Source organism: Streptomyces sp. NRRL F-6492 (assembly GCF_001280125.1).
In the GTDB taxonomy this organism is placed as follows: domain Bacteria; phylum Actinomycetota; class Actinomycetes; order Streptomycetales; family Streptomycetaceae; genus Streptomyces.
On the sequence record NZ_LGEG01000024.1, the window covers coordinates 36,606 to 60,024 of the forward strand.

The 23,419-nt window shown below is 71.6% G+C and carries 24 protein-coding genes; 15 read left to right on the plus strand and 9 right to left on the minus strand.

The genetic code is table 11. The annotated features are described in order from the left end of the window. Positions 1–11: 11 nt before the first annotated feature. Positions 12–428, minus strand: coding sequence for a MerR family transcriptional regulator (locus ADL08_RS04405; RefSeq protein ID WP_053640700.1), 417 nt, complete (start codon positions 426–428; stop codon positions 12–14). 119 nt (positions 429–547) lie between these two features. Between ADL08_RS04405 and ADL08_RS04410 the strand changes: the two genes are divergently transcribed. Continuing rightward, positions 548–2,539 carry an APC family permease gene (locus ADL08_RS04410; protein ID WP_053640701.1) on the plus strand — a complete coding sequence of 664 codons (1,992 nt, stop codon included), beginning with the start codon at positions 548–550 and terminating at the stop codon, positions 2,537–2,539. 181 nt (positions 2,540–2,720) lie between these two features. On the opposite strand, the gene ADL08_RS04415 is transcribed toward ADL08_RS04410, so the two are convergent. Further along, the gene (locus ADL08_RS04415; protein WP_078967973.1) at positions 2,721–3,329 is read right to left on the minus strand and encodes a hypothetical protein; all 609 of its coding nucleotides are present in this window, start codon (positions 3,327–3,329) and stop codon (positions 2,721–2,723) included. Positions 3,330–3,598: 269 nt separating this feature from the next. Between ADL08_RS04415 and hemL the strand changes: the two genes are divergently transcribed. From hemL to ADL08_RS04455, 8 genes are all read left to right on the plus strand, one after another. Next, on the plus strand, positions 3,599–4,906 hold the full coding sequence (hemL, locus tag ADL08_RS04420) for a glutamate-1-semialdehyde 2,1-aminomutase (RefSeq protein WP_078967974.1): 1,308 nt from the start codon (positions 3,599–3,601) through the stop codon (positions 4,904–4,906). A gap of 113 nt (positions 4,907–5,019) precedes the next feature. After that, the gene (locus tag ADL08_RS04425; protein WP_053640760.1) at positions 5,020–5,667 is read left to right on the plus strand and encodes a histidine phosphatase family protein; all 648 of its coding nucleotides are present in this window, start codon (positions 5,020–5,022) and stop codon (positions 5,665–5,667) included. Positions 5,668–5,870: 203 nt separating this feature from the next. Next, the gene (locus ADL08_RS04430; protein WP_053640704.1) at positions 5,871–7,139 is read left to right on the plus strand and encodes a hypothetical protein; all 1,269 of its coding nucleotides are present in this window, start codon (positions 5,871–5,873) and stop codon (positions 7,137–7,139) included. Positions 7,140–7,240: 101 nt separating this feature from the next. Beyond that, the gene (locus tag ADL08_RS04435) at positions 7,241–7,843 is read left to right on the plus strand and encodes a TlpA family protein disulfide reductase (RefSeq protein WP_053640705.1); all 603 of its coding nucleotides are present in this window, start codon (positions 7,241–7,243) and stop codon (positions 7,841–7,843) included. Between the two features lie 4 nt (positions 7,844–7,847). Next, a complete protein-coding gene (locus tag ADL08_RS04440) occupies positions 7,848–8,585 on the plus strand; it encodes a cytochrome c biogenesis CcdA family protein (protein WP_053640706.1) in 738 nt (245 codons plus the stop codon). Between the two features lie 5 nt (positions 8,586–8,590). Further along, positions 8,591–10,363 carry a cytochrome c biogenesis protein ResB gene (locus ADL08_RS04445; protein ID WP_053640707.1) on the plus strand — a complete coding sequence of 591 codons (1,773 nt, stop codon included), beginning with the start codon at positions 8,591–8,593 and terminating at the stop codon, positions 10,361–10,363. Continuing rightward, positions 10,360–11,442: a c-type cytochrome biogenesis protein CcsB gene (gene ccsB / locus ADL08_RS04450; protein ID WP_053640708.1), complete on the plus strand. Its 1,083-nt coding sequence runs from the start codon at positions 10,360–10,362 to the stop codon at positions 11,440–11,442. Before ADL08_RS04445 ends, ccsB begins: the two co-directional genes overlap by 4 nt. Before the next feature lie 47 nt (positions 11,443–11,489). Continuing rightward, positions 11,490–12,029 carry an SRPBCC domain-containing protein gene (locus ADL08_RS04455; protein WP_053640709.1) on the plus strand — a complete coding sequence of 180 codons (540 nt, stop codon included), beginning with the start codon at positions 11,490–11,492 and terminating at the stop codon, positions 12,027–12,029. Positions 12,030–12,044: 15 nt separating this feature from the next. On the opposite strand, the gene ADL08_RS04460 is transcribed toward ADL08_RS04455, so the two are convergent. The 4 genes from ADL08_RS04460 to ADL08_RS04475 form a co-directional block, all read right to left on the minus strand. After that, positions 12,045–13,598, minus strand: coding sequence for an ABC transporter substrate-binding protein (locus tag ADL08_RS04460; protein ID WP_053640710.1), 1,554 nt, complete (start codon positions 13,596–13,598; stop codon positions 12,045–12,047). Positions 13,599–13,602: 4 nt separating this feature from the next. Continuing rightward, positions 13,603–15,711, minus strand: a complete 2,109-nt coding sequence (locus ADL08_RS04465) for a hypothetical protein (protein ID WP_053640711.1) — start codon at positions 15,709–15,711, stop codon at positions 13,603–13,605. A 107-nt stretch (positions 15,712–15,818) separates the two neighbouring features. Further along, positions 15,819–16,280: a nucleoside deaminase gene (locus ADL08_RS04470; protein ID WP_053640712.1), complete on the minus strand. Its 462-nt coding sequence runs from the start codon at positions 16,278–16,280 to the stop codon at positions 15,819–15,821. A gap of 30 nt (positions 16,281–16,310) precedes the next feature. After that, positions 16,311–16,562 carry a GntR family transcriptional regulator gene (locus ADL08_RS04475; protein WP_053640713.1) on the minus strand — a complete coding sequence of 84 codons (252 nt, stop codon included), beginning with the start codon at positions 16,560–16,562 and terminating at the stop codon, positions 16,311–16,313. Between the two features lie 162 nt (positions 16,563–16,724). On the opposite strand from ADL08_RS04475, the gene ADL08_RS04480 reads away from it, so the two are divergent. Together ADL08_RS04480 and ADL08_RS04485 are read left to right on the plus strand one after the other, a co-directional pair. Beyond that, a complete protein-coding gene (locus tag ADL08_RS04480; protein ID WP_053640714.1) occupies positions 16,725–17,063 on the plus strand; it encodes a hypothetical protein in 339 nt (112 codons plus the stop codon). After that, on the plus strand, positions 17,051–17,398 hold the full coding sequence (locus ADL08_RS04485) for a hypothetical protein (RefSeq protein ID WP_234351991.1): 348 nt from the start codon (positions 17,051–17,053) through the stop codon (positions 17,396–17,398). The genes ADL08_RS04480 and ADL08_RS04485 overlap by 13 nt, the downstream gene beginning before the upstream one ends. 72 nt (positions 17,399–17,470) lie before the next feature. Here the strand turns inward: ADL08_RS04485 and ADL08_RS04490 are convergent, their stop codons facing one another. Both ADL08_RS04490 and ADL08_RS04495 read right to left on the minus strand, forming a co-directional pair. Next, on the minus strand, positions 17,471–18,319 hold the full coding sequence (locus ADL08_RS04490) for a helix-turn-helix domain-containing protein (protein WP_053640715.1): 849 nt from the start codon (positions 18,317–18,319) through the stop codon (positions 17,471–17,473). 16 nt (positions 18,320–18,335) lie between these two features. Beyond that, positions 18,336–19,088, minus strand: a complete 753-nt coding sequence (locus ADL08_RS04495) for a DUF6879 family protein (protein ID WP_053640716.1) — start codon at positions 19,086–19,088, stop codon at positions 18,336–18,338. Positions 19,089–19,257: 169 nt separating this feature from the next. Between ADL08_RS04495 and ADL08_RS04500 the strand changes: the two genes are divergently transcribed. Further along, complete coding sequence (locus ADL08_RS04500; RefSeq protein WP_053640717.1) at positions 19,258–19,452, plus strand: hypothetical protein; 195 nt, start codon at positions 19,258–19,260, stop codon at positions 19,450–19,452. Positions 19,453–19,752: 300 nt separating this feature from the next. Next, the gene (locus tag ADL08_RS04510; protein ID WP_053640719.1) at positions 19,753–20,220 is read left to right on the plus strand and encodes an NUDIX hydrolase; all 468 of its coding nucleotides are present in this window, start codon (positions 19,753–19,755) and stop codon (positions 20,218–20,220) included. Positions 20,221–20,269: 49 nt separating this feature from the next. Here the strand turns inward: ADL08_RS04510 and ADL08_RS04515 are convergent, their stop codons facing one another. Further along, positions 20,270–20,851 carry a hypothetical protein gene (locus ADL08_RS04515; protein ID WP_053640720.1) on the minus strand — a complete coding sequence of 194 codons (582 nt, stop codon included), beginning with the start codon at positions 20,849–20,851 and terminating at the stop codon, positions 20,270–20,272. Between the two features lie 491 nt (positions 20,852–21,342). On the opposite strand from ADL08_RS04515, the gene ADL08_RS37035 reads away from it, so the two are divergent. Together ADL08_RS37035 and ADL08_RS04525 are read left to right on the plus strand one after the other, a co-directional pair. Then, a complete protein-coding gene (locus ADL08_RS37035; protein ID WP_159042982.1) occupies positions 21,343–21,897 on the plus strand; it encodes a hypothetical protein in 555 nt (184 codons plus the stop codon). An 84-nt stretch (positions 21,898–21,981) separates the two neighbouring features. Then, on the plus strand, positions 21,982–23,121 hold the full coding sequence (locus tag ADL08_RS04525; protein WP_053640722.1) for a hypothetical protein: 1,140 nt from the start codon (positions 21,982–21,984) through the stop codon (positions 23,119–23,121). Positions 23,122–23,419 lie beyond the last annotated feature (298 nt).

Sequence of the window (23,419 nt, forward strand, 5' to 3'; positions counted from 1 at the left end):
GCGCCCCGGGCTCAGGCCGGGGTCGCCGCCAGGCGGGTGCGGAGGGACTGGGCGAACTCCTCCGCGCGGGCGAGCTGCGTGCGCAGTTCGGCGACGCGCTCGGCGGCGGCCTCCTCGTAGCGGCGGACGCGGGAGACGAGGGCGGCCCGCTCGTCCGGGGCGAGTTCCGTGTCCGTGCCCGGGCGGTCGGCGGCCAGCCGGTCCACGGCCGTGAGGAGTTCGCGGGTCTCGTCCAGGGTGAAGCCGAGCGGCTTCATCCGGCGGACCACCATGAGCCGGGACACGTCCTCGTCCGTGTAGAGGGGGAAGCCGCCGGGGGAGGCCGCCGACGGGACGACCAGGCCGCTGTCCTCGTACTGCCGGATGGTGCGCAGGGGCAGCTCGGTCCGTGCGGCGACCTCGCCGATCTGCAGGGGCTCTCCGGCCATGCGTACTCCGCTCACGCGTCAGGTCCTTCCTCGTACGGGGGCTCCAGCGGGGTGCGGGGCACCCCCCTCAGGGCGCGGCTTCCGCGCATTACATACCATTCGTCCTAACTTCAGCACTTATGAGAGCTGGAAGTGCGGCGAAACGCCTGCTCGTAGGCCGTCCGCTGGAGAGCGGGCGGCTCGGCGAGACCCTGCTGCCGAAGCGGGTCGCGCTGCCGGTCTTCTGCAGCGACCCGCTCTCCTCGGTCGCCTACGCCACCGAGGAGATCCTGCTGATCCTCGCCCTCGGCGGCCTGGCCGTGCTCCATCTGACCTGGTACGCGGCGGCCGGCATCGTGCTGCTGCTCCTGGTGGTGGTCGCCTCCTACCGGCAGACCTGCTACGCCTACCCGGGCGGCGGCGGGGCCTACGTCGTCTCCGCCGAGAACCTGGGGCAGCGGGCCGCGCTCACCGCCGCCTCCGCGCTGCTCATCGACTACGTGATGACCGTCGCCGTCTCCGTCGTCTCCGGGGTCGCCGCCATCACCTCCGCCGCCCCCGCGCTCGACGGGCACGCCGTGGCCCTGTCGGTGTTCTTCGTCGTGGTCCTGGCCTGGCTGAACCTGCGCGGGGTCCGCGAGGCGGGGCGCTGGTTCGCCCTGCCCACGTACGCCTTCATCGGCGTGATCCACCTGATGTTCGCGGTGGCCGCCGTGCGGATGGCGACCGGCACGACGATCCGGGCCGAGTCCGCCGACCTGCCCGTCGACGAGGTCTCCGCCTACTCGGGGCTCGCGCTCGTCCTGCTCGGCCTGCGCGCCTTCGCCTCCGGCTGCACCGCGCTGACCGGCGTCGAGGCCGTCAGCAACGGCGTCCCCGCCTTCGCGAAGCCGAAGAGCCGCAACGCCGCCACCACCCTGGCGATCATGGGCGGGCTCTCCGTGACCATGTTCCTCGGGATCACCGTGCTCGCCATGGTGTACGAGGTGCACGTCGCGGAGGACCCCACGGAGCTGGGACTCGCCCCCGGCACCCCGACCTCCACCGCGCTCGCCCAGATCGGACGGGCCACCTTCGGCGACTGGCACGTCCTCTTCTACGTCCTCCAGGCCGTCACCGCCGGCGTCCTGGTCCTGGCGGCCAACACCGCCTTCAACGGCTTCCCGATGCTCGCCTCCGTCCTGGGCCGGGACCGCTACGCGCCCCGCCAGCTCTTCCACCGCGGCGACCGGCTCGTGTACTCCAACGGCATCGTCCTCCTCGCGCTCGCCGCGATCGCCCTCGTCGTCGCCTTCGACGCCCAGCTGACCCGCCTCATCCAGCTCTACATCGTCGGCGTCTTCGTCTCCTTCACCCTTTCCCAGGCCGGCATGGTCAAGCACTGGCGGCGAGAACTCGCCAAGCCCGCCGGGGCGGCCCCGCGGCACGCGCTGCACCGCCGCCTCGCGATCAACGCCTTCGGCGCCTGTCTGACGGCGGTCGTCCTCGTCATCGTCCTCGTCACCAAGTTCACCCACGGCGCCTGGCTGGTCGTCCTCGCGATGCCGGTGCTCTACGCCGGGATGAAGGGGGTGCGACGGCACTACGACACCGTCGCCGCCGAGGTCGCCGTCGGCCCCGGCGAGCGCCCCCGCGCCCTCGCCGAGCACCACGTCCTGGTCCTCGTGGCCTCGGTCAACGCGCCCAGCCTCCGCGCCCTGTCGTACGCGAAGACCCTGCGGCCCGCCTCGCTCACGGCCGTCACCGTCGCCGAGGACCCGGCGCGGGCGGAGGAGCTCCGCGCGACCTGGGAGGCCCACGGCATCGACGTACCGCTGCGTGTGCTCGGCTCCCCGTACCGCTCGATCGTCCAGCCGGTCCTGCGGCACGTCCGGGAGGCGCCCGAGCGGAAGGGGGACGCGGTCGTCTCGGTGGTCATCCCCGAGTACGTGGTCGGGCACTGGTGGGAGCAGCCGCTGCACAACCAGAGCGCCCTGCGCCTCAAGGCCCGGCTGCTGTTCATGAAGAACGTCGTGGTCATCGACGTGCCGTACCGGCTGGCCTCCGCGCGCGAGCTGGCGTCCGAACGCGCGCGGGCGGCGAAGGCCGCGGAGACGGCGGAGCCCGGGGAGGGCGGCGAGCACCCCTCCTGACCCTGGCCGCTCCCGACCCGGAGAAACCCGGACCGCTCCCGACCCGGACCGCTCCCGACCCGGAAACCCTGGCCGTTCCCGACCCGGAGAAACCCGGACCGCTCCCGACCCGGAAACCCTGGCCGCTCCCGACCCGGAGAAACCCGGGCCGTCCCCGGCCCGCGTCGTTCCTACCGCGTCCTCACGGCCACACCAGGCAGTACGGCTGGTGTCCCGCCTCGTGGAGGCGGACCGAGAAGTCCTGCCACTCGTGGAGCAGCTGGTAGACGTCGAAGGCGTCGCGCGGGCCGCCGCGGTCCGGGACCGTGGACCAGATGAAGGCGGCGGCGCCGACCGACTCCTCGCCGATCGCGCGCAGCGGGTCGACGACGGTCATCGGCAGCTTCACCACCGCGTAGTCGGGGTGCAGGACCACCAGCTCCAGCGGGGGCACCTTGTACAGGGGCATGCCCTGGATGCCGGTGAGGACCATGGCCGCTATGGTCTCCGGCTTGATCTTGGTGAACATGCCGCCCATGCCGAGCTCGTCGCCGCCGAGCTCCTCGGGACGCATCGAGATCGGCACGCGGGCCGCCGTGGCGCCGTCGGGCGCGCCGAAGTACTTGTACGTCACCCCCAACCGGCCCCTCCCGCCCCCGGCGTCCCGCTCGTCCCGGGCGTCCGGAGGGCCTTGCCTTCCCGGAGCGTCCGGAATCGGGTCTTCGGTCCGCCGGCGCCGGTGCCTTCCCCGCCGGGCAGACTCCGGACCCAGGTCGTCCGTCCCCTCGCCCGGTCCGCCACCGCGATGCATATCTCCACCCGACTGCTTTTTCTCGGCAACACGACCCCGCCGCGCAACCCGATCATCGTGACAGTGACCTCCCCCGCGCTCGTACGGCGAAACACCCGTCCGCGAGAACGCCGTGGCCTCTGACACCATGGATTCCGTGAGCCATCCCTATGACGCCCCAGTTTCGCAGACGCGGAGGGCGGACGCCCCGGCGTAATACACGGGATGTCCACGCCGTCCCTCCGTTCCCGTTGTCGTGCCCTCAGTCGTTCTCGCAGGTCAGGATCACAGTGCCGTATTCATACGAAGCCCCAGTCTCACAGACGCTTTTCGACCGCGCTTCCCTCGTGACGCCCGGCGGCGTGAACTCACCGGTGCGTGCCTTCCGGGCCGTGGGTGGAACGCCCCGGTTCATGGTGTCCGGTTCCGGTCCGTACCTCACCGACGCGGACGGGCGGGAGTACGTCGACCTGGTCTGCTCGTGGGGACCGATGATCCTCGGCCACGCGCACCCGGAGGTCACCGCGGCCGTGCAGGCCGCCGTGGCGCGCGGCACCTCCTTCGGCACCCCCGGCGAGGGCGAGGTGGCGCTCGCGGAGGAGATCGTCGCGCGCGTGGAGCCGGTCGAGCAGGTGCGCCTGGTCTCCTCGGGCACCGAGGCGACGATGTCCGCGATCCGGCTGGCCCGCGGGTTCACCGGACGCGCGAAGGTCGTCAAGTTCGCGGGCTGCTACCACGGTCACGTGGACGCGCTGCTCGCCGCGGCCGGTTCCGGCCTCGCCACCTTCGCGCTGCCGGACACGCCCGGGGTGACCGGCGCGCAGGCCGGCGACACGATCGTGCTGCCGTACAACGACCTGGAGGCGGTGCGGACCGCGTTCGCCGCGAACCCGGGCGAGATCGCCTGCGTCATCACCGAGGCCTCGCCGGGCAACATGGGCGTCGTCCCGCCGGCCGAGGGCTTCAACCAGGGCCTGGCGGACCTGTGCCGGGAGAACGGCGCGCTGTACATCTCGGACGAGGTGATGACCGGTTTCCGCACCTCGAAGGCCGGCTGGTACGGCGTCGACGGCGTGAAGCCCGACCTGCTGACCTTCGGCAAGGTCATGGGCGGTGGCTTCCCGGCCGCCGCGTTCGGCGGCCGCGCCGACGTCATGGGGCACCTCGCTCCGGCGGGCCCGGTCTACCAGGCGGGCACGCTCTCCGGGAACCCGGTCGCGACCGCCGCCGGGCTCGCGCAGCTGCGGCTGCTCGACGACGCCGCGTACGCGAAGGTGGACGCGGTCTCGGCGGAGATCCGGGGCCTGGTCGCGGACGCGCTGTCCAAGGAGGGCGTGGCGCACCGGCTGCAGACCGCCTCCAACATGTTCTCGGTGTTCTTCACCGCCGACGAGGTGCGGAACTACGAGGACGCGAAGAAGCAGGAGGCCTTCCGCTTCAACGCCTTCTTCCACTCGATGCTGGCCGACGGGGTGTACCTGCCGCCGTCCGCGTTCGAGTCCTGGTTCGTGTCGACGGCACACGACGGGCGGGCGGTCGAGCGGATCGCCGCCGCGCTCCCGGCCGCCGCCCGCGCCGCCGCGGAGGCGACGGCATGAGCGACGTGCGGACCCCGGACGGCGTGAGCGACGCGAGCGACGTGGAAGCGCTGAACGACGCCGTGAACGCGGAGAAGCCCGTGGGCGACGACGACATCACCGTCGTCCACCTGATGCGCCACGGCGAGGTGCACAACCCCGACGGCGTCCTCTACGGGCGCCGGGCCGGCTACCACCTCTCCGAGCTCGGCCGGGAGATGGCGGACCGGGTCGCGGAGCACCTGGCCGGCCGGGACGTCACGTACGTCGTCGCCTCCCCGCTGGAGCGGGCGCAGGAGACGGCGGCGCCGGTCGCCGCGTCGCACGGCCTGGAGCTGGCCAGTGACCCGCGTCTCATCGAGGCGGCGAACGTCTTCGAGGGCAAGACCTTCGGCGTCGGCGACGGGGCGCTGCGCAAGCCGGCGAACTGGAAGCACCTGACCAACCCGTTCCAGCCGTCCTGGGGCGAGCCGTACGTCGAGCAGGTCGTCCGCATGATGGGCGCGCTCGACGCGGCGAAGGACGCGGCCCGGGGTCACGAGGCGGTCTGCGTCAGCCACCAGCTGCCGATCTGGATCGTCCGCAGCTTCGTGGAGAAGCGGCGGCTGTGGCACGACCCGCGGCGGCGGCAGTGCACGCTGGCGTCGCTGACCTCGTTCACGTACCGGGGCGACAGGATCGTCTCGGTGGGGTACAGCGAGCCGGCCCGGGACCTGGTCCCGGCGCACCTGCTCGCGGGCGCGAAGCCGGTCAAGGGGAAGTCGAAGGCCTTCGGGGCGTAGCTCCGTCCGGAGGGTCGGGCGCGTCCGCGGGACGGCCCGGCTTGACGGGGCGGGGTCCAGGGCGTTCGGATGATGTTCATGTCATCCGAACGCCCTTAAATTTTTGTGCTATTTAACGGGAACCCCCGTGTTCCTCCCTGCATCTCACTGTTTGTCGGTTTGGATGACATTCAGGTCATACGTCAGCGCGAATTGGGGACGGCATGCGCGAGATCAGCGGAATCACTCGAAGGGGGCTGCTCGGGGCGGGCGTTGGGGCCGCCGCGGCGATGGGCATCGCGGCGTGCAGCACCCCGAAACAGGACAAGGCTGGACATCCCGGGCCCAACAAGCCCGGCCAGGGCGGCGACACCACGGCGGACCCGGGCACCCCCACCCCGACCAAGGACCCCGTGCGGCTCATCGGCGACGGCTCCACCGCCGACACCGGCAAGCAGCCGCACCAGCCCGACGCCCCCGTCCCGCTCGAACCCGGCCAGACCCCGCCCCAGTTCGTGATCTTCTCCTGGGACGGCGCCGGCGAGGTCGGCAACGGGCTCTTCCCCCGCTTCCTCGAACTCGCCAGGAACCACGACGCGGCGATGACCTTCTTCCTCTCCGGGATCTACCTCCTCCCCGAGTCGAAGAAGAACCTCTACCGCCCGCCGAACAACCGCGTCGGCGCCTCCGACATCGGCTACCTCACCGACGACCACGTCAAGGACACCCTGAAGTACGTCCGGCAGGCCTGGCTCGAAGGCCACGAGATCGGCACCCACTTCAACGGGCACTTCTGCGGCGGCTCCGGCTCCGTCGGCAACTGGACCCCGGCCCAGTGGCAGAGCGAGATCGACCAGGCCGTGAAGTTCGTCACCGAGTGGAAGACCAACAGCGGCTGGACCGAGCTCGACCCGCTCCCCTTCGACTACTCCAAGGAACTCGTCGGCGGCCGCACCCCCTGCCTCCTCGGCCAGGACAACCTGCTGCCCACCGCCAAGCGGCTCGGCTGGCGCTACGACGCCAGCTCGCCCGGCGGCCGCCAGACCTGGCCCGACAAGCGCCAGGGGATCTGGGACCTCCCGCTCCAGGCCGTGCCCTTCCCCGGGCACTCCTTCGAAGTCCTCTCCATGGACTACAACATGCTCGCCAACCAGTCGAAGAACAGCACGAAGGGCATGCCCTCCCGCTATCCGGGCTGGCGCAAGCAGGCGGCCGGGGCGTACCTCTCCGGCTTCACGCGCGCGTACGAGACGAATCGCGCGCCCTTCTTCATCGGCAACCACTTCGAGCAGTGGAACGGCGGCATCTACATGGACGCCGTCGAAGAGGCGCTCAAGGGAATGGCCGGAAAGAAGGACGTCCGGCTCGTCTCCTTCCGGCAGTTCACGGACTGGCTCGACGTCCAGGACCCGAAGATCCTCGCGAAGCTGCGCGGCCTGGGCGTCGGAGAGAAGCCCGCCGGCGGCTGGAACGCCTTTCTCAAGGCCGCCTGATCATTCTCGGGCGTCTCCCCTTAGCCATCCTTGACAAGGTGCTTTACGGGCACGTAGGGGGGTGCCCAAGATCCCCCAAACGCCCATGCGAAACTTTTCACATGAGCCTTAGCCGTGCCCCTCGACGCACCCTGTTCGCCGTCGGAGTGCTGACCGCCGCCCTCGCGCTCTCGGCCTGCGGCGGCGACGGCGGCGGCACGTCCGGTGGCGGCGGCACCAACTTCGTCAACACCAAGGGCGGCATCTCCACCGCCCCCAGGGGCGAGCGCGCGACCCCGGGCAAGCTCGCCGGCGAGACCCTCGAAGGCGAGCGGCTCGACGTCGCCGACCTCAAGGGCAAGGTCGTCGTCCTCAACGCCTGGGGCTCCTGGTGCGGCCCCTGCCGCGCCGAGGCCTCCCACTTCGCCAAGGTCGCCAACGACCTCAAGGGCCAGGACGTCGCCTTCGTCGGCCTCAACACCCGCGACTCCAACAAGCAGCAGGCGCTCACCTTCGAAGAGGACTACGAGGTCCCCTACCCGAGCCTCTACGACCCCGCCGGCAAGCTGATCCTCTTCGGCTTCCCCAAGGGCACCCTCAGCCTCCAGGGCATCCCCTCCACCGTCGTCCTCGACAAGGAGGGCAAGATCGCCGCCCGCGCCCTCATGGCCCTCGACGAGAAGAAGCTCCGCTCGATGATCGACCCGCTCCTCCAGGAGAAGTGAGCCGGTGAACGAGACGGTCACCAGCGGAGCCCTGCTGCTCGCCCTGCCCCTCGCGGTGCTCGGCGGGCTCGTCTCCTTCTTCTCCCCGTGCGTCCTGCCGCTCGTCCCCGGCTACCTCAGCTACGTGACCGGGGTCACCGGCACCGACCTCGCCGACAGCCGGCGCGGCCGGATGACCGCCGGCGCCGTCCTCTTCGTCCTCGGCTTCACCGCCGTGTTCGTCTCCGGCGGCGCCCTCTTCGGCTACTTCGGCTCCACCCTCCAGGAGTACCGCGAGACGCTCACCACGGTCCTCGGCGTGCTCATGGTCCTCATGGGCGTCTTCTTCCTCGGCCTGATGCCCTGGTTCACCCAGCGCGAGTTCCGCTTCCACCGGAAGCCCGTCGCCGGCCTGGTCGGCGCCCCGCTGCTCGGCGCCCTCTTCGGCATCGGCTGGACCCCCTGCATCGGCCCCACGCTCGCCTCCGTCAACGCGCTCGCCCTGGAGCAGGCCAGCGCCGGGCGCGGCGCGATACTCGCCTTCGCGTACTGCCTCGGTCTCGGCGTACCGTTCGTGCTCGCCGCCGTCGCCTTCCGCAAGGCGCTGGGGGCGTTCGGCTGGGTCAAGAGGCACTACACCTGGGTCATGCGGATCGGCGGCGGCATGATGATCGTCACCGGCGTCCTGCTCCTCACGGGGGCGTGGGACAGCATGGTCGCCACGATGCAGGGCTGGTCCAACGGTTTCACGGTGGGGATCTGAGTTCCATGAGCAAGACCGACACGACGGAAAGCGCCGCGGCCGACGAGGCGTCCGGCGCCGCACTGTCGACCGCCCCCAGGGAGGACCGCGAGGACACCGCCACCGGCGGTCCCGTCCTCGGGGTCGTCGGCTGGATCCGCTGGTTCTGGCGGCAGCTGACCTCCATGCGGGTCGCGCTGATCCTCCTCTTCCTGCTCTCCCTCGGCGCCGTGCCCGGCTCCCTCGTCCCGCAGACCAGCGCGGACGAGATGAAGGTGCAGGCCTTCAAGGACGCCCACCCGGCCCTCACGCCGCTCTACGAGAAGCTCCAGTTCTTCGACGTCTACAGCTCGGTGTGGTTCTCCGCGATCTACATCCTGCTGTTCGTCTCCCTCATCGGCTGCATCGTCCCGCGCAGCCGGCAGTTCGTCGGCCAGCTCCGCGGCCGCCCGCCGGGCGCCCCCCGCCGCCTCGACCGGCTCCCCGCGTACACCACCTGGCGCACCGCGGCCGGGCCCGAGGAGGCCCGGGAGGCCGCGCTCGCCCTCCTGAAGAAGCGCCGCTTCCGCGCCCACCGGGCCGGAGACGCGGTCGCCGCCGAGAAGGGCTACCTGCGCGAGGCCGGGAACCTGGCCTTCCACGTCGCCCTGATCGTGATGCTCGTCGCCTTCGCCTGGGGCCAGCTCTTCAAGTCCGAGGGCGGCAAGCTGATCGTCGAGGGCGACGGCTTCTCCAACACGCTCACGCAGTACGACGACTTCAAGTCCGGCTCCCAGTTCGGCACCGACGAGCTGGAGCCGTTCAGCTTCAAGCTGGACTCCTTCACCGGCACGTACGAGAAGGGCGGGCCGCAGCGCGGCACCCCCCGCACCTTCGAGGCGGCCGTCACCTACTCGCGGGGCGGGGCGGACCGCAAGGCGGTCATCCGGGTCAACGAGCCGCTGAAGGTGGGCGACTCCAAGGTCTATCTGATCGCCCACGGCTACGCGCCCGTCGTCACCGTCAAGGACGGGCGCGGCAGGACCGTCTTCCACGGCGCCGTGCCCCTGCTCCCGATCGACAACAACATCACGTCGACCGGCGCGATCAAGGTCATGGACGGCTACCGCGACAAGAACGGCAAGAAGGAGCAGCTGGGCTTCCAGGCCTTCTTCGTGCCGACCTTCGCGGGCGCCGGCCAGGGCACGATGTTCTCGCAGTTCCCGGCGCTCGACTTCCCCGTCATGGCGCTCACCGGCTTCCACGGCGACCTGCGCGTGAACTCCGGCCTCCCGCAGAACGTGTACCAGCTCGACAAGTCCAAGATGACCCAGTTCAAGGACGCGTCCGGCAACAAGCTCGCCCAGCGCCTGCTGCCCGGCGAGACCATGACGCTCCCCGGCGGCGCCGGCTCGATCACCTTCGAGAAGGACGTCAAGGAGTGGGCGAGCTTCCAGGTCTCGCAGCAGCCGGGGAACGGGCTCGCCCTCGCGGGCGCGATCGCCGCGATCGCCGGTCTGACCGGTTCGCTCTTCATCCAGCGGCGCCGGATCTGGGTCCGGGCCGTCCGGGGCGAGGACGGCGTCACCGTCGTCGAGATGGCCGGTCTCGGCCGCAGCGAGTCCGCGAAGCTCCCCGAGGAGCTGGCCGACCTCGCGGTCGCGCTCACGGCCCAGGCCCCGCCCACCGCGGAGACTCCGCGAGCCGATCCGGAGGCCGTACCGGAAACCGCCGTACCGGAAACCGCCGTACCGGACACCACGGAACCGGCGGACGCACCCGCGGAAGACCCCGCCCCTTCTGGAGAGGCTGACAAGTGATCCTCGCCGCCACGACCGACGAGAGCCTGGCGCGGATGAGCGACCTGCTCGTCTACTCCTCGATGGCCGTCTACACCCTGGCCTTCTTCGCCCACATCGCCGAGTGGGTCCTCGGCAGCCGCAGCAAGGTCGGCCGCACCGCGGCCGCCCTCACCCCGCGGACCGCGGCCGCCACCGCCGCCGTGACCGTGCGGGTCGAGCAGGCCGGCTCCACCGCCGTGCTCGACAAGCCGAAGGTCGTCACCCGGGCCGCGGCCGGCACCCGCGACGTGCCGGACGGCCCCGGCGCGGCCGGCGGCACGGTCAAGGGCGACCTGTACGGCCGGATCGCCGTCTCGCTCACCGTCCTCGCCTTCCTGGTCGAGGCGTCGGGCGTGGTCACCCGGGCGCTCTCCGTGCAGCGGGCCCCCTGGGGCAACATGTACGAGTTCTCCACCACCTTCTCCACGGTGGCGGTCGGCGCGTACCTCGGCTTCCTCCTCGCCAAGAAGAACGTGCGCTGGATCGGCCTGCCGCTGGTCACCACCGTCCTGCTGGACCTGGGCCTGGCCACCACCTGGCTGAAGACCCCCAGCGACCAGCTGGTGCCCGCGCTCGACTCGTACTGGCTGTGGATCCACGTCTCCACCGCGATCTTCTGCGGCGCGGTCTTCTACCTCGGCGCGGTCGCCACCCTGCTGTACCTCTTCCGCGACTCGTACGAGAACAAGCTCGCGACCGGCGGCAATCCCGGCGCCTTCGCCCGTTCGGTCCTGGAGCGGCTGCCCGCCGCCGCCTCGCTCGACAAGTTCTCCTACCGGGTGAACGCGGCGGTCTTCCCGCTGTGGACCTTCACGATCATCGCGGGCGCGATCTGGGCCGGCGACGCGTGGGGCCGCTACTGGGGCTGGGACGCCAAGGAGGTCTGGTCCTTCATCACGTGGGTCGGCTACGCCGCGTATCTGCACGCGCGCGCGACGGCCGGCTGGAAGGGCCGCAAGGCCGCGTACATCGCGCTCATCGCCTTTGGCTGTTTCCTCTTCAACTACTACGGCGTGAACATCTTCGTGAGCAGCAAGCACTCGTACTCCGGCGTCTGACCCCGCCGCACTGGCACCGCTCCCGCCCCTGGGCGACGCTGGGAACCATGAGCGAGATACCCCGGGGCAGGAGCGAGACCCACGACGGCGACGCGCACCTGCTGCGGTTCACCGTCGAGCTGCCGCACCCGCCGTCCGAGGTCTGGACGGCGGTCACCACCCCCGAGGGCCTGGCGCGCTGGCTGTGCGCGGCGGACCCGCTGGAGCCCCGGCTCGGCGGCCGGGTCGTCCTCCACCGGCTGACCAGCGGCGACACCGAGGACCCGGGGCTCGTGACCGCCTGGGACCCGGAGAGCGTGGCCGAGTACACGGTCGATCCGACGCACGGCCGGATCCGGTTCCACCTGGAGCCGGGCCCGGAACCCGGCGGCGACGGGTCGACCGTGCTGCGTTTCACCAACGAGCTGCGGGGCCCGCCGGAGCACCGCCTCGACCGGCTCGCCGCCTGGCACGACCACTTCGAGTGGCTCGTCCGCGCCCTGGACGGCCACCCCGCCGACTGGCGGCGGCGGACGTCCGAGCGCTGGCTGCACCTGCGGGAGCTGTACGAGCGGGACGCGGCGCGCTGGCCGAAGTGGGAGCCGTAGACCCTTCCCGTACGGTCACCCCCGCTTCGGCGGCAGGCACGGCGCCGCCGGCGGGCGCCCCTCCGGCCAGGCGATCTGCACGAAGCGCTGCGAGCCGTCCGGGGCCAGCTCCACGATCGGGACGGCCTTGTTGTACGGGTTGCCGTAGTTGTCCAGGCAGATCCAGCCGCTCGCCCCCTCCACCCGCAGCGAGCCCTTCACCTGCGGCCACTGGGTGGCCACGTCCGCCGCCGCCGGGTGGCGGGCCCCCTGCGGGGTGGCCTGGCGGATCGCGTGGACGGCCGTCGCCATCGCGTCGTACGCGACGATCGCCTGTCCGTCCGCGAGCGCCGGCGGCTCCTCCGCGCCCCGGGTGACGTCGCCCAGGAAGGTCGCGTACGCCTGGGCGGAACCGCCCGTCGCCGGGACCTTCCGCCCCTCCGCAGGCACCCAGGCGTCCGGGTGGGCGAGCGCCGCGTACCGCACGGTCAGCTTCGACTTCAGCGCCTTCCGGTCCAGCTTCGCGTCCGCGCCCAGGTACGAGCCCTCGTCGCCGGTCAGGACGGTGAAGGCCCGGTGGGCGCAGCCGCGCGCGCCCAGCGCGTTGATGAACTGGCGCAGCTGGGTGTGGCGGCCCGCGAAGAAGACGGTCTCGGCGCGGGTGTCGCAGATCAGGTGGGTGATCTGGCGGAAGGTGTTGGCGGTGGTGCCCTCCTCGTTGGCGTCGGCGGGCGAGGTGAACAGCTCGGGGTCGTGCGGGGCGCCCTTGAGGGTGGCGGCGAAGGCGGCCTTCAGGGTGTCCGTGTAGTGGTCGCCGCCGCGGGTGTCCTGGACGAGGAGCGCCTTGGCGGCGTCCACCTTCCCGAAGTGGGCCAGGGCCCGGGCCTCGTCGCCGTTGGTGGGCGAGACGCGGGCGAGGCCGGGGTAGCGGTCGTTCCCGGGGGCGTTGGCGATGTCGTCGGCGGTGATGGTGGTGCCGACGACGGCGATCCCGGCCCCGGTCAGCGCGGTCACCGCCTCCCGCACCTCGGTGGAGGAGGTGGCGACGCCGGAGACGGCCCGGAGCCGGTCGGCGGAGTCCTTCATGGTGATCAGCCGGTCGACGACGGGACGCCAGTGGGCGTTGCCCTTGCCGGTGTTGGCGAGGACGAGCCGGATCTTGGGCAGCTCCTCGTTGGACTCGTGGTTGGCGCGGTACTGGTAGGCGTGGGCGCCCCGCAGCTCGTTCAGCACCTTGAGCCGCATGCCGCCGTCGGTGGAGGTCAGCGGCAGCAGCAGGGCGACGGTGACGTGGTCGTCGGGCTTGAGGGTGGCGTTCTCGGCGCCGATGGCGCCGGCGATCCCGCCCAGTTCGCCGATGCCGAAGTCGTGGCCGTCGCCGTTGACGCCGACGCACTCCCCGCTGCCGGCCGGGCGCTCGACGCCCGCCGCGCAGGAACGGTCCTCCGGGGTGGTGAGGCGGACGACGCCGTACCCGCCGAGGCCGAGGACGACGGCGGCCGTGACGAGGGAGGCGACGAGCTTCTGGCGGGGGGTGCGGACGCGGCGGCGGAGCCGGTCGAACGGGCGGGGGGTCGGGCGGTCGGGCATGGCGTCAGACTCCGTCCTCGCGGCCCGGCGGCAGCGAGAGCTCCCGCCGGGCGCGGATGTCGCGCGGCCAGTGGGTGGCGGCGTCCCAGAGCGCACCGCTGCCCGACAGATGACGGCCGGACAGCCGGCGCAGCTCGTGCGCGAGCCGGTCGGCGACCTCGTCGTTGGGCAGGGCGAGCGGATCGGTGAGCAGCCATACGGCGTGCAGCAGGCGCCGCAGGGAGAGGTGCAGTTCGACGCCGTCGGCGTCGAGCCCGGCGGGAAGCTCGCCGGTCGGGTCCTGGCCGCCCGCCGGGGCCTGCCCTCCCGCTGGGGCCTGCCCGAGGGCGAGCGCGCGGCGCGGATCGGGCCCGGCCGCGTTCCGCTCGCGCGGGTACGGGGCGGAGGCGACGAACCGCAGCCGCCCGAGCCAGCCGGGGACGTCCGGCTCGGGGAAGGTGGTCCGCAGGTGGGCGACGGCCTCCTCGGTGCGGCCGAGCGCCAGGTCGTGATGGAGCCGGTACGGGCTCGGGCCCGGCCCGTAGTGCCGGCGCAGGGTCTCGTGGACGGCGTGCCAGGCGGCGTAGCGCGGATGGTCGCCGTCCTCGAAGCGCAGCCGGTGCAGGAGCAGGGCGCGCAGCAGCGGATCGGCCACGAAGTGCCGGGAGCCGGGCGCGGACGCGGACCAGTCCTCGGCGCGCAGCCGGTCGCGGACGCGCAGCGCCACGTCCCCGTCCAGGGACTCGGACGCGAGCCGGGCGTGGGCGAGGACCCGGGCGGACTCCTCGTCGTGGGCGGCGGCGAGCACGGCGTACGGGCCGGGCCGGGGCACCGGCAGCAGCTCGGCGAGCAGGGCGGGGGCGACGGGCACCGGCGGGGAGTCCTCGCGCAGCTCCACCGTCAGGTCGAGCAGCCGACCGGGGGTGAGCCCGGGCTTCAGGTGCGCGGGGGCCTCCCCGGCGGCCCGCCCGAGGAGCGCCACGCCCAGGGGGCGGCCGCCGGTCAGCCGGTGGACGGCGGGGGCGAGCGCGGCGGGGGCGCGGCCCGCCGGGTCGTACCGGTCGAAGGCGCTACGGGTCTGGGCGGGGGAGAGGGGGGTCAGCTCGACGGCGAGGATGCCGGAGCCGACGCTCGTCCCGCGCGGGCAGGGCGCCCGGTGCGCGGTCTCGGGCAGCCGGAGCCGGGTGGCCTGGCGCAGCGCCTCGTGGTCGCGGACCCGGGAGGCGGCGAGGACGACGACCCGGTCCCGGCGCCCCTCGGCGGCGCGGGCGCGCAGGATCGGCTCGACCAGCTGCCGGCCGAGCGGCTCGTGGGCGTTGTCGAGGAGCAGCAGGGGCCGGCCGATGCGGCTGCCGCGCCGCAGCCCGATGTAGGCCTGGAGGAGGTCCTCGGTCAGCGCCCCGACGAGGAACGCCCCGGCCTCCTCCCGGCGCCGGCCGCCCTGCTCGAAGTCGTTGGCGAGCTGCTGGAGCCCGGCCTTCCCCCGCCCCCCGGCGTTGCGGTATCCGCCGTACCACCCCTCCACGGACCGCTGGAGCCGCCCGAACACCTCCTCCATGACGGTCTCCACGGTCGCCTCGGCGAGCAGCCCGGCGAGCGGGGCGGCGGTCTCCGCGAAGGTGGCGGCGAGCTTGGCGAGGACCTTGCCGACCCAGTGGGCGGCGGCGCCCCGGGTCGCGTCGACGGTCGCGAGGAGCGGTCCGAGCCGCTGGAGGTCGCGCCGGGCCCGCTCGTCGTCCTCCCGGGACCAGCCGATCGCGGCGACGGCCACCAGCCCGAGCGAGAGCCGGGGGAACCGCACGGGCCGCGCCCCGAGCACCTTGGGCGAGAACTGCACGGCCAGCTCGGACAGCGCCCCGGTGAGCGGGGTCCAGCCGGGGCCGTGATCGGCGGGCGGCTCGACGTGGGCGCAGTCGAGCAGCGCGAGCGGGGTGTACCCCCGGTACCGGTTCCTGACCTCCTTGAGCAGGGCGGTCTTCCCGGTCCCGCGCCCGCCGGTGAAGACAGTGACCGGCGGATCGTCCCCGTGCTCGTACGCCACCCGCGAGACCCCGTGCCGGGTGAGCCCGCTGAGCCGCGCGACCAGCCCGCCGTCGTCCAGGGCCGCTTCGCGGCCGTACAGCTCCCTGTCCAAGCCCCGCCACCCCCGTAACAGTCAACACAAGGATATCGACGGTGTGTTGGGAAAGCGGGTGGCTTTTCGAGTCTGTTGTGGATCCGTAGCGGTCCTGTGGCGGGGGCTCACCCCTCCCCGATGTCCTCGCCCCACAGCTCGGGGTTCTCCCGGACGAACTCCCGCATGAGCGCGGCGCATTCGGGGTCGTCGAGCACGACGACCTCGACGCCGTGCCCGGCCAGCCACTCGTGCCCGCCGCGGAAGGTCCCGGCCTCCCCGACGACCACCCGCGAGATCCCGAACTGCCGGACGAGACCGGAGCAGTACCAGCAGGGCGACAGGGTCGTGACCATGGTCGTCCCCCGGTACGAGCGCTGCCGCCCGGCCGCCCGGAACGCGTCGGTCTCCGCGTGCGCGGACGGGTCCCCGTCCTGCACCCGCCGATTGCGCCCCCTCCCGAGCAGCGTGCCGTCGGCCCCGTAGAGCGCGGCCCCGATCGGGATCCCGCCTTCCCCGAGCCCGGTCCGGGCCTCGTCGAGGGCGGTGGCGAGCCATGCGCGGGCCTGGTCCTTGTCCACGGGGGTCATGGGGGACTTATTCCCGGTGGGGCGGGGGGATCACGCGTCGGTCGGAGGGCTGCTCGGCAGGACGTAGGAGCCCTTTCCCGGCACGGTGACGATCAGTCCGCGTTCGCGGAGTTCACGCATGGCCCGACGGGCCGTGAGGACGGCGATGCCGTACTCCTCGGAGAGACGGCCCGGCGTGGGGATCATCCGGTCGGGGGCGAACTCGCCGGTGGAGATCTTGGCTGCGACCACGTCGGCCAGCTGCATGTACAGCGGGCGGGCCGACTTCGGATCAAGGCTCATGGTTTCAACAGTAGATAGTCATACAAATACACGTTGGGGTGGCTCTAGCTACATCGTGATGCATCACAGTGCATCACGGTTTACGGTTTTCTACGCAAGACCCCGGCGACCGCTGCAACCGGCCCCGGGGCATGGCCACCAACTGCTCAAGGAGTTGATGACGTGCGGAACCCTATCGCGCGCGTACTGGGCCGGGCCTGGATCCCGGTCCTCCTCTGGGTGCTGATGCTGACGCTGCCACCCACGGGCAGGCACCGCCCCGTCCGGACCACCCACCGCCGCCCGGCCGCGCCGCCCCGTCGCCGGGCGCCCGCCCCGCGCTCCCCGTACGCCCGGGAACAGGCGATGCCCCTCGACGGCGCCCGCTCGCCCCTCACCCGTCCCTACCTGGCGACGGCCACCTCGCGCGCGGCGCAACGCAGGCGCCGGAGGGCGTTGTGGCTGGCGACGGTCGGGGTGGACGTCGACCACCGGAACATCCACGCGGGATGTTCCGGGTGAGCCGCTGCGGGGCGCGGCGTTCCGTGCTCGCCGTCGCGGAGACGGTGCGCCTGGTGTGGGCCGGCTCGGTCTGCGTCCTCGGCCCCGGGCACGACGGCCCGCACCGCGACCGCGCGGGCGACGGCTGGTGGGTGACGCCCGAGATCGCGGACGCGGTGAGCGTGTCCCTGGTGGTCCGCGCCCTCGCGGCCGAGCCGGAGCCGGAGTTCCGCTCACCGCGCTGCGTCGTCGGCCGCCACGCCCACTGCCGGGACCACGTCCCGCGCGACAGCGGCGTGCCGGGGGTGCGTCACTTCGTGTGCGAGTGCCCCTGCCATCGGGAGCCCCCGGCCTGAGCGCGACCGGCCCGACCGATGGCGGTCGGGCCGGTGCGCCTGCCGCGACCTGGGGGATCCCGGCGCCGCCGCTCAACCGCCCGGGTTCTGGCGTACGCGCGTGATCACGTTCCGGGCGTCGTCTCCGAAGACGGCGGATTCACGGAGCGTCGTCCAGACGCGCGAGTAGAGCGCGACCGAGTCGGCATCGTCGAGCCACAGCTCCGCGTGCCAGTCCTCGGTGACCACCAGCCGTTCGTCGAGAATCCAGAAGCCGTTGGCGGCCGGCACCTTCAGGGGAGCCCCGAGCGGGATGACGCCGAGTTCCACGGTGTCCATGCCGATCACGCCCGCGAGGCGGTCGAGCTGGGCGGCCAGCACCGAGGGAGGGCAGACGCGGGCGTGCAGGGCCGCCTCCCACACGAGCACGTGGAGTTTTCTGCCCGGCTCGTAGAGCCAGCCCTGGTGCTTGATCCGCGCGCGTACCGCCGCTTCGGTGTCCCGCACGGAGTTCTGCAGTTCGGCGTAGCGCGTGAAGACGTGACGGGCGTAGTCGGCGGTCTGCACCATGCCGGGGACGACGGCCTCTTCCCACGCGTGGATGACCGTGGAGCGCGAGACCTCGGCGTTCCAGTTCTCCTGCACCGGCCGGTGCCCGGCCGCCAGTTGGCGACGCCACGAGCGGATGTGGGACTCGAATCCCCTGAGCCGGTTCTCCAACTCGTCGTACGCCTCGGGCCGGCCGGTCGCCTCCGCCCAGGCTTTCAGGTCTTCGGGCGTCGCCGTCTGGCGTCCGTTCTCCAGCTTGGAAACCTTGGAGCGCGGCCAGTCCAGCCGCCGGGCCAGCGCCGTCCCGGTGAGCCGGCCGGCAGGACCGGAGACGCGCAGTTCCCGAAGTCTCGTCCCGAGGGCTTCCCGCGCCTGCTGGTAGTCCGTGCTCACCGGTACAAGCCAACCGCTAGTCCCGTTCGGCAAGTTGCTCCGCGAACCGGTCGTACGGGACGGCGTACCGCATCGCGGCGTCGCGCACCTGGGCGTACCGCAGGACCTCGGTCGGCTCCGTGATCACCTCGACGCGGAGCAGGTCGTCGGCGTCGTCGAAGACGAGGAGCGCGACCAGGCGCGAATCGAAGATCCAGAAGTCCTCGGCCGGGAGCCGCACCCGGTCGGCGTCCGCCCGCCACAGGTTCCGTACGTCCTCGCCCGTGGCCGCGTTGCACTTCGCGTAGTCCAGCAGGAACAACTGCCCTTGGCTGGGCGGGTCGTCGACCACACGCACCCGCCCGACGTACTTTCCGGCCCCGGTCCGGCGCAGGATGTTCGTGCACCACTCGCTGCCGAGGTCCCAGAGGGCGGAGCCGGTCTCCACGAACGCCCGGTACGAGTCGTCGTCCCGGTCGGACGCGTATCCGCGCCGGGTTTCGAGGTGCCACGCCGTGTACTCGAAGGTCTCGAAGAGCTTGGCGAACTCCTCGAAGGTGATGACCCGGGGTACGCGCTCGACCTCCTTGGGGCCGTGGTTCACCAGGAGTTCGCGCGGAACCACCACGGCGGCGTCCCCGGTGCCGAAGTGCTGCAACCGGGCGATGTCCTCGGGGTCGGTGAGGGGCTTCCCCTGAACGACGATCTCACCGGTGTCGAGGTCTTCGTGCAAGGCGGGACACGCACCGTTCTTGCTGTCGGTTCCGTTGAAGCGGAGTCGTCGCGGCATGGCGTCCTCTCCTCGGGGTGATGTGCGTTCAGCATCCCTGCGGCTCGGATGCTCGCGCCACAGGACGTAGACCTCCACGTGAGAACTTTCGAGAACATCCGGTCGGTCCACGAGAACGGTCGAGAACATGGCGTGGTGTGCCCGACCGGGCGTCCCTACCTTCGGGTTCATGGCGAACGACAACACGACCATGAGCGACCCGGTCCACCTCACGCTCCCCTCCCCGGACCCGGAACCGGTCGAAGGCTGCGCGGGCTGCGTCGAACTCGCGAACGTGCGGGACCACGCACGGGCCGGCGGGGACCTCACCACCGTCTCCGACTGCAACGTCTTCCTGCGACGGCACCCCGAGGGGCACTCGTGATCACGTGTCGACACGTCGGCAGACGGGTCCGGGACAGCACGGGAAGGACCGGCATCCTGTGCGACGTCATCGCCGACTACGAGGATCCGGCAGAACTGCCCGGCGAGCGCCGGAAACAACCCATGGCGTTCCTGAGGCCCGAGCGCGGGGGCAGGGAGTGGCTGGTCCCACCGGACACGGTCCTCCCCGTGACCCTGTACGGAAGGGTGTCTGCCACTCCCCTGTAGGGAAGCAAGCGAATGCCGGCCATCTGTCCCGACCGGGACGAGCCGCCCCCTGATCAGGAGGGAACCGCTTTACATGGGCAGGACCGAGTACTACAACGACCCGAACGCCCCCAAGGCCAACACCTTGATCCCCGCCAGCAACCTGCTGGTCGTCGACGACAGCGGCGCCGTCCTGCTCCAGCGCCGCCGGGACACCGGCCAGTGGGCGCTGCCCGGCGGGGCTCAGGACATCGGCGAGACGGCGGCCGAGTGCGCGGTGCGCGAGTGCCTGGAGGAGACGGGGATCGTCGCCGAGGTCACCGGCTTCCTGGGCGTCTACACCAACCCGCACCACATCGTGGCGTACACCGACGGCGAGATCCGCCAGCAGTACGAGAACACCTACATCGGCCGCCCCGTCGGCGGCGAGCCCACCGTCAACGACGAGGCCGACGGCGTCCGCTTCGTCCGGCCGGCCGACCTCGACCGGTACGACATCCACCCCAGTATGCGTCGGCAGATCGGCGACTACCTCGCCGGCACCTACCCCCACCTCGGCTGAGCCGTCGGCAACGCCTGTGCCCCAGGAGGTCAGGGGCTGGAGTCGGGTGTCAGGTGTAGACGAGGGGACAGCCGCGCCGGATCGAGTGCTGGGCGGCGCGCAGGAACAGTGCCACGTAGAAGGCCGTGTCCAGGTCCTCGCCCCACGGCCCCGTTCGGGCGGCGGCCGGAGTTTTCGCCCGGTGTCCGAACCACGTGCTCAGGTCGAGGTTGTCGCACGTCGCGGGGATTTCGGGAGGCAGATCGAGGACCGCCGCCAGTTTCTCGGCGAGCGGCAGTACCTGGGGGGCTCCGGCGACCATGGACTCGTGGTCGTCGGAGTCGACGGGCAACCAGATCTCCTCGTCGAGCGAGAAGGGCACGAGCACGGTCCAGCCGCAGAGGGTCTCCAGTTCCCCTCGTGACAGGTGCGCCTCGCACAAGGTGAGGAATCCGGTCATGGGCGGGGCGAGCTTCTCCTCGAAGGCCTGCCCGGATCCGGGTGCGAAGGCCGTCTCCGGGGGAACGTCCTCGTAGGGCGGCAGGCCCCGCCGCCCGAGTTCGGCGTTGAGGGCCGAGGCGACCTCGCCCCATCCGTCTTCCCCGTCTTCGAACCACTCTTCCGCGCCGACACTCACCAAGTACAGCCCCATGCGGGGACGTTACCGCGCGTGTCCGACATCGGTCGGGGTGAGGGCCGGGTCTCCGTCCGCGGGGGGCATGGGCGGAGGGTATGCGGTCTGCGCCCGCCGCAGCCTTTCGTGTGGAAGCTCGGACGACTTCGTAGGAGCGTCGGGATGCGCACGCGGCCGACGCCTGCCTTGCGACAGGACCGGACCGAGAACCTGACCGCTCACTCCCGAGGAACCCACCACTGTGCCCGGTGCCCGAGCACCCGGCTTTGTCCGGGATCGGCTTTCGGACAGAGCGTCGGCGGACCGGCGGCTGCCGTCATACGAGGCGGGCCAGGTGAGCTTCTCGCTTCGCCGCGGTTCGGACTGTTTGCAGCTGCCCGTTCCCGGTGGCCTGTTCCAGGAGCCTCTCCCTCAGATCGACCTCAACTCGGTAGGAGCGTCAAAGCTGTTGTGCTTGTGTTGATCGCAGCGGACCGACCAGCCGCTTGCATCTCAAGGGGGAGATCCTCATGGCATCGATCTCTCGTAAGGCCACCCTGGCGGGGGCCCTGGCCCTCGGGGCCGGGATGCTCATCGTTCCTCAGGCGCAGGCCACGACGCCTGGAGAGGAGGCCTGTCCGCCGGACGTGTGGACCAAGGTCGTGCGGATCAAGTCCGGCTATGAGCACATCGGTCCTACCACAGGGAAGAAGAACGGAGGAGGGGGCACGTCTCGTCTGACCTACGCCATGACGACGACCACCGCGAAAGAAACCAAGTGGACCTCCGGACTGACCGGCAGCGCCTCCTGGGGAATCGCGAAGGTCGAGGCGTCGGTATCCCGCGACATCGTCAACAAGACCGAGAAGGGCGTGACGGTCACCAACTGGATCGAGGTGCCCGCGGGCAAGTACGGCTACACCACCCCGAAGATCGAGCGGACCGACTACGTCGTCGAGCGCTGGCAGGACACCGCCGGCTGCGGCGCGAGGTTCCTCGGTAACGAAGGCAGCCTGGCCGCCATCACGGTCTACCCGTTCTTCTCGGAGTGCATCGCCAATAGCCCTTGCACGCCTAAGCCGTAGCAACACCGCGCGGGGGCCGATCCCACAAGGACCGGCCCCCGCACGTGTCCGCCACGACCCGTCACACCGCGCCAAGGAGCTCCCGTGCCCGCAGCCACCCCCCGTCTCCGTGTCGCCCTGCCATGGCTCACCACCGCCGTCCTCGGCGCCCTGGTGCTGACCGGATGCGACAGCGACGAACCCCAGGCGGCGCCCCCGCGAGGCATCGTCCTGAACCTCGGAGGAAGCATCGGCGTCCTCGACGAGATCGACTCCCCTGTGAAGATCGCGGCGAAGCGTCCCGCAGGAGCCGAGCCGGACGAGGACATCTACACGCTCAACGAGCAGAGCCAGCTGTCCTCCGGCGAGATCGTCGGCATCGACGACGGCACCCTGGTCTCCCTGGATCCGGCCCGCCCCGAACGGGCCACCGTCCTCGGGCCCGCCGTGACCTGGTTCCCCTCTCGGCAGGGGCACAAGGCCTGGGCCGTCACCGAACAGCCGGCTGCTACGGCGTGTGCGGGCGAGACCCTGCCCGCATCGGTGACCGCCCGCTATGCAGTACGGCAGCATGATCTTTCCGGACGGCCCGGGCCGGCAGGCCACACCCTTCCTTGTGGGATCCGGCCTCTGGCCGACAGCACCCAAGGCGTGATCGGTCTGCTCACCACGGCGGATGAACCCGGCACGGGCAACGCGAAGAAGGCGCGAACCGATGTCGTCCTCCTCGACGGGAAGACCCACCTTCTTATTCGCACGCTGGCCGAGAACGCCTCCGTCGTCAGCACCGGGCCTTCACGTGTGATCTGGCGGCAGGCGGACTGTGACAAGAGCGGCTGCGTCACCGCCTACGACACCACGGCGGACAAGAACACCTCTCTGCCCGACTGCGCCGTCGGCACCCCTGCCGGACGGGGCGTGATCTCCGCCGACGGACGGTGGTACGCCACGGTGCTCAACACCACCACGGCAGTCAACCACCTGGCAGTCCTCGACCTTGCCGAAGGCCACTGCAAGGATCTGGGCCGACAGGCGAACCTGACGGAGGCGGACCTGGACGGGCCCCTCAAGGTGGCCTGGTCCAAGACCAACCTCCTCGTTCTCGACACCACGAACGGTGCCCTCACCAACTTCGATGCCGTCTCCGGCGAGCAGACCGACCGCACATCGAACTTGTCGATCACCGGAACGGCACAGATCTGGGGTACCCGTCTGAACCGATCCGGTCCTGCGCGGTCCTGGTGACGGCGGTGCCTTCGGTGCCTTCGGTGCCGATGAGTGCTGCCGGGGAACGCTCGGCCGCCTTCCCGTCGGAGTAGTGGCTCTTGGCCGTCTCAAGAGCCGCGGCGCAGGACCGCAGAGCGCTGGCAGCCTTGTCGTACCCCTCGGCCAAGTCGGCCAGGAGCCTGCGGGCCTCTCCGACACGCTTCACGTCCTGTTTGCTGCCCTCGCCGCGCCAGTGCGTCCTGGTCTCGGCGCGACCGGCCGGGCTGTCGACGGACATGAGGCAGGTCCCTCAGACGCCGGTGCTCGTCCGCGCTCC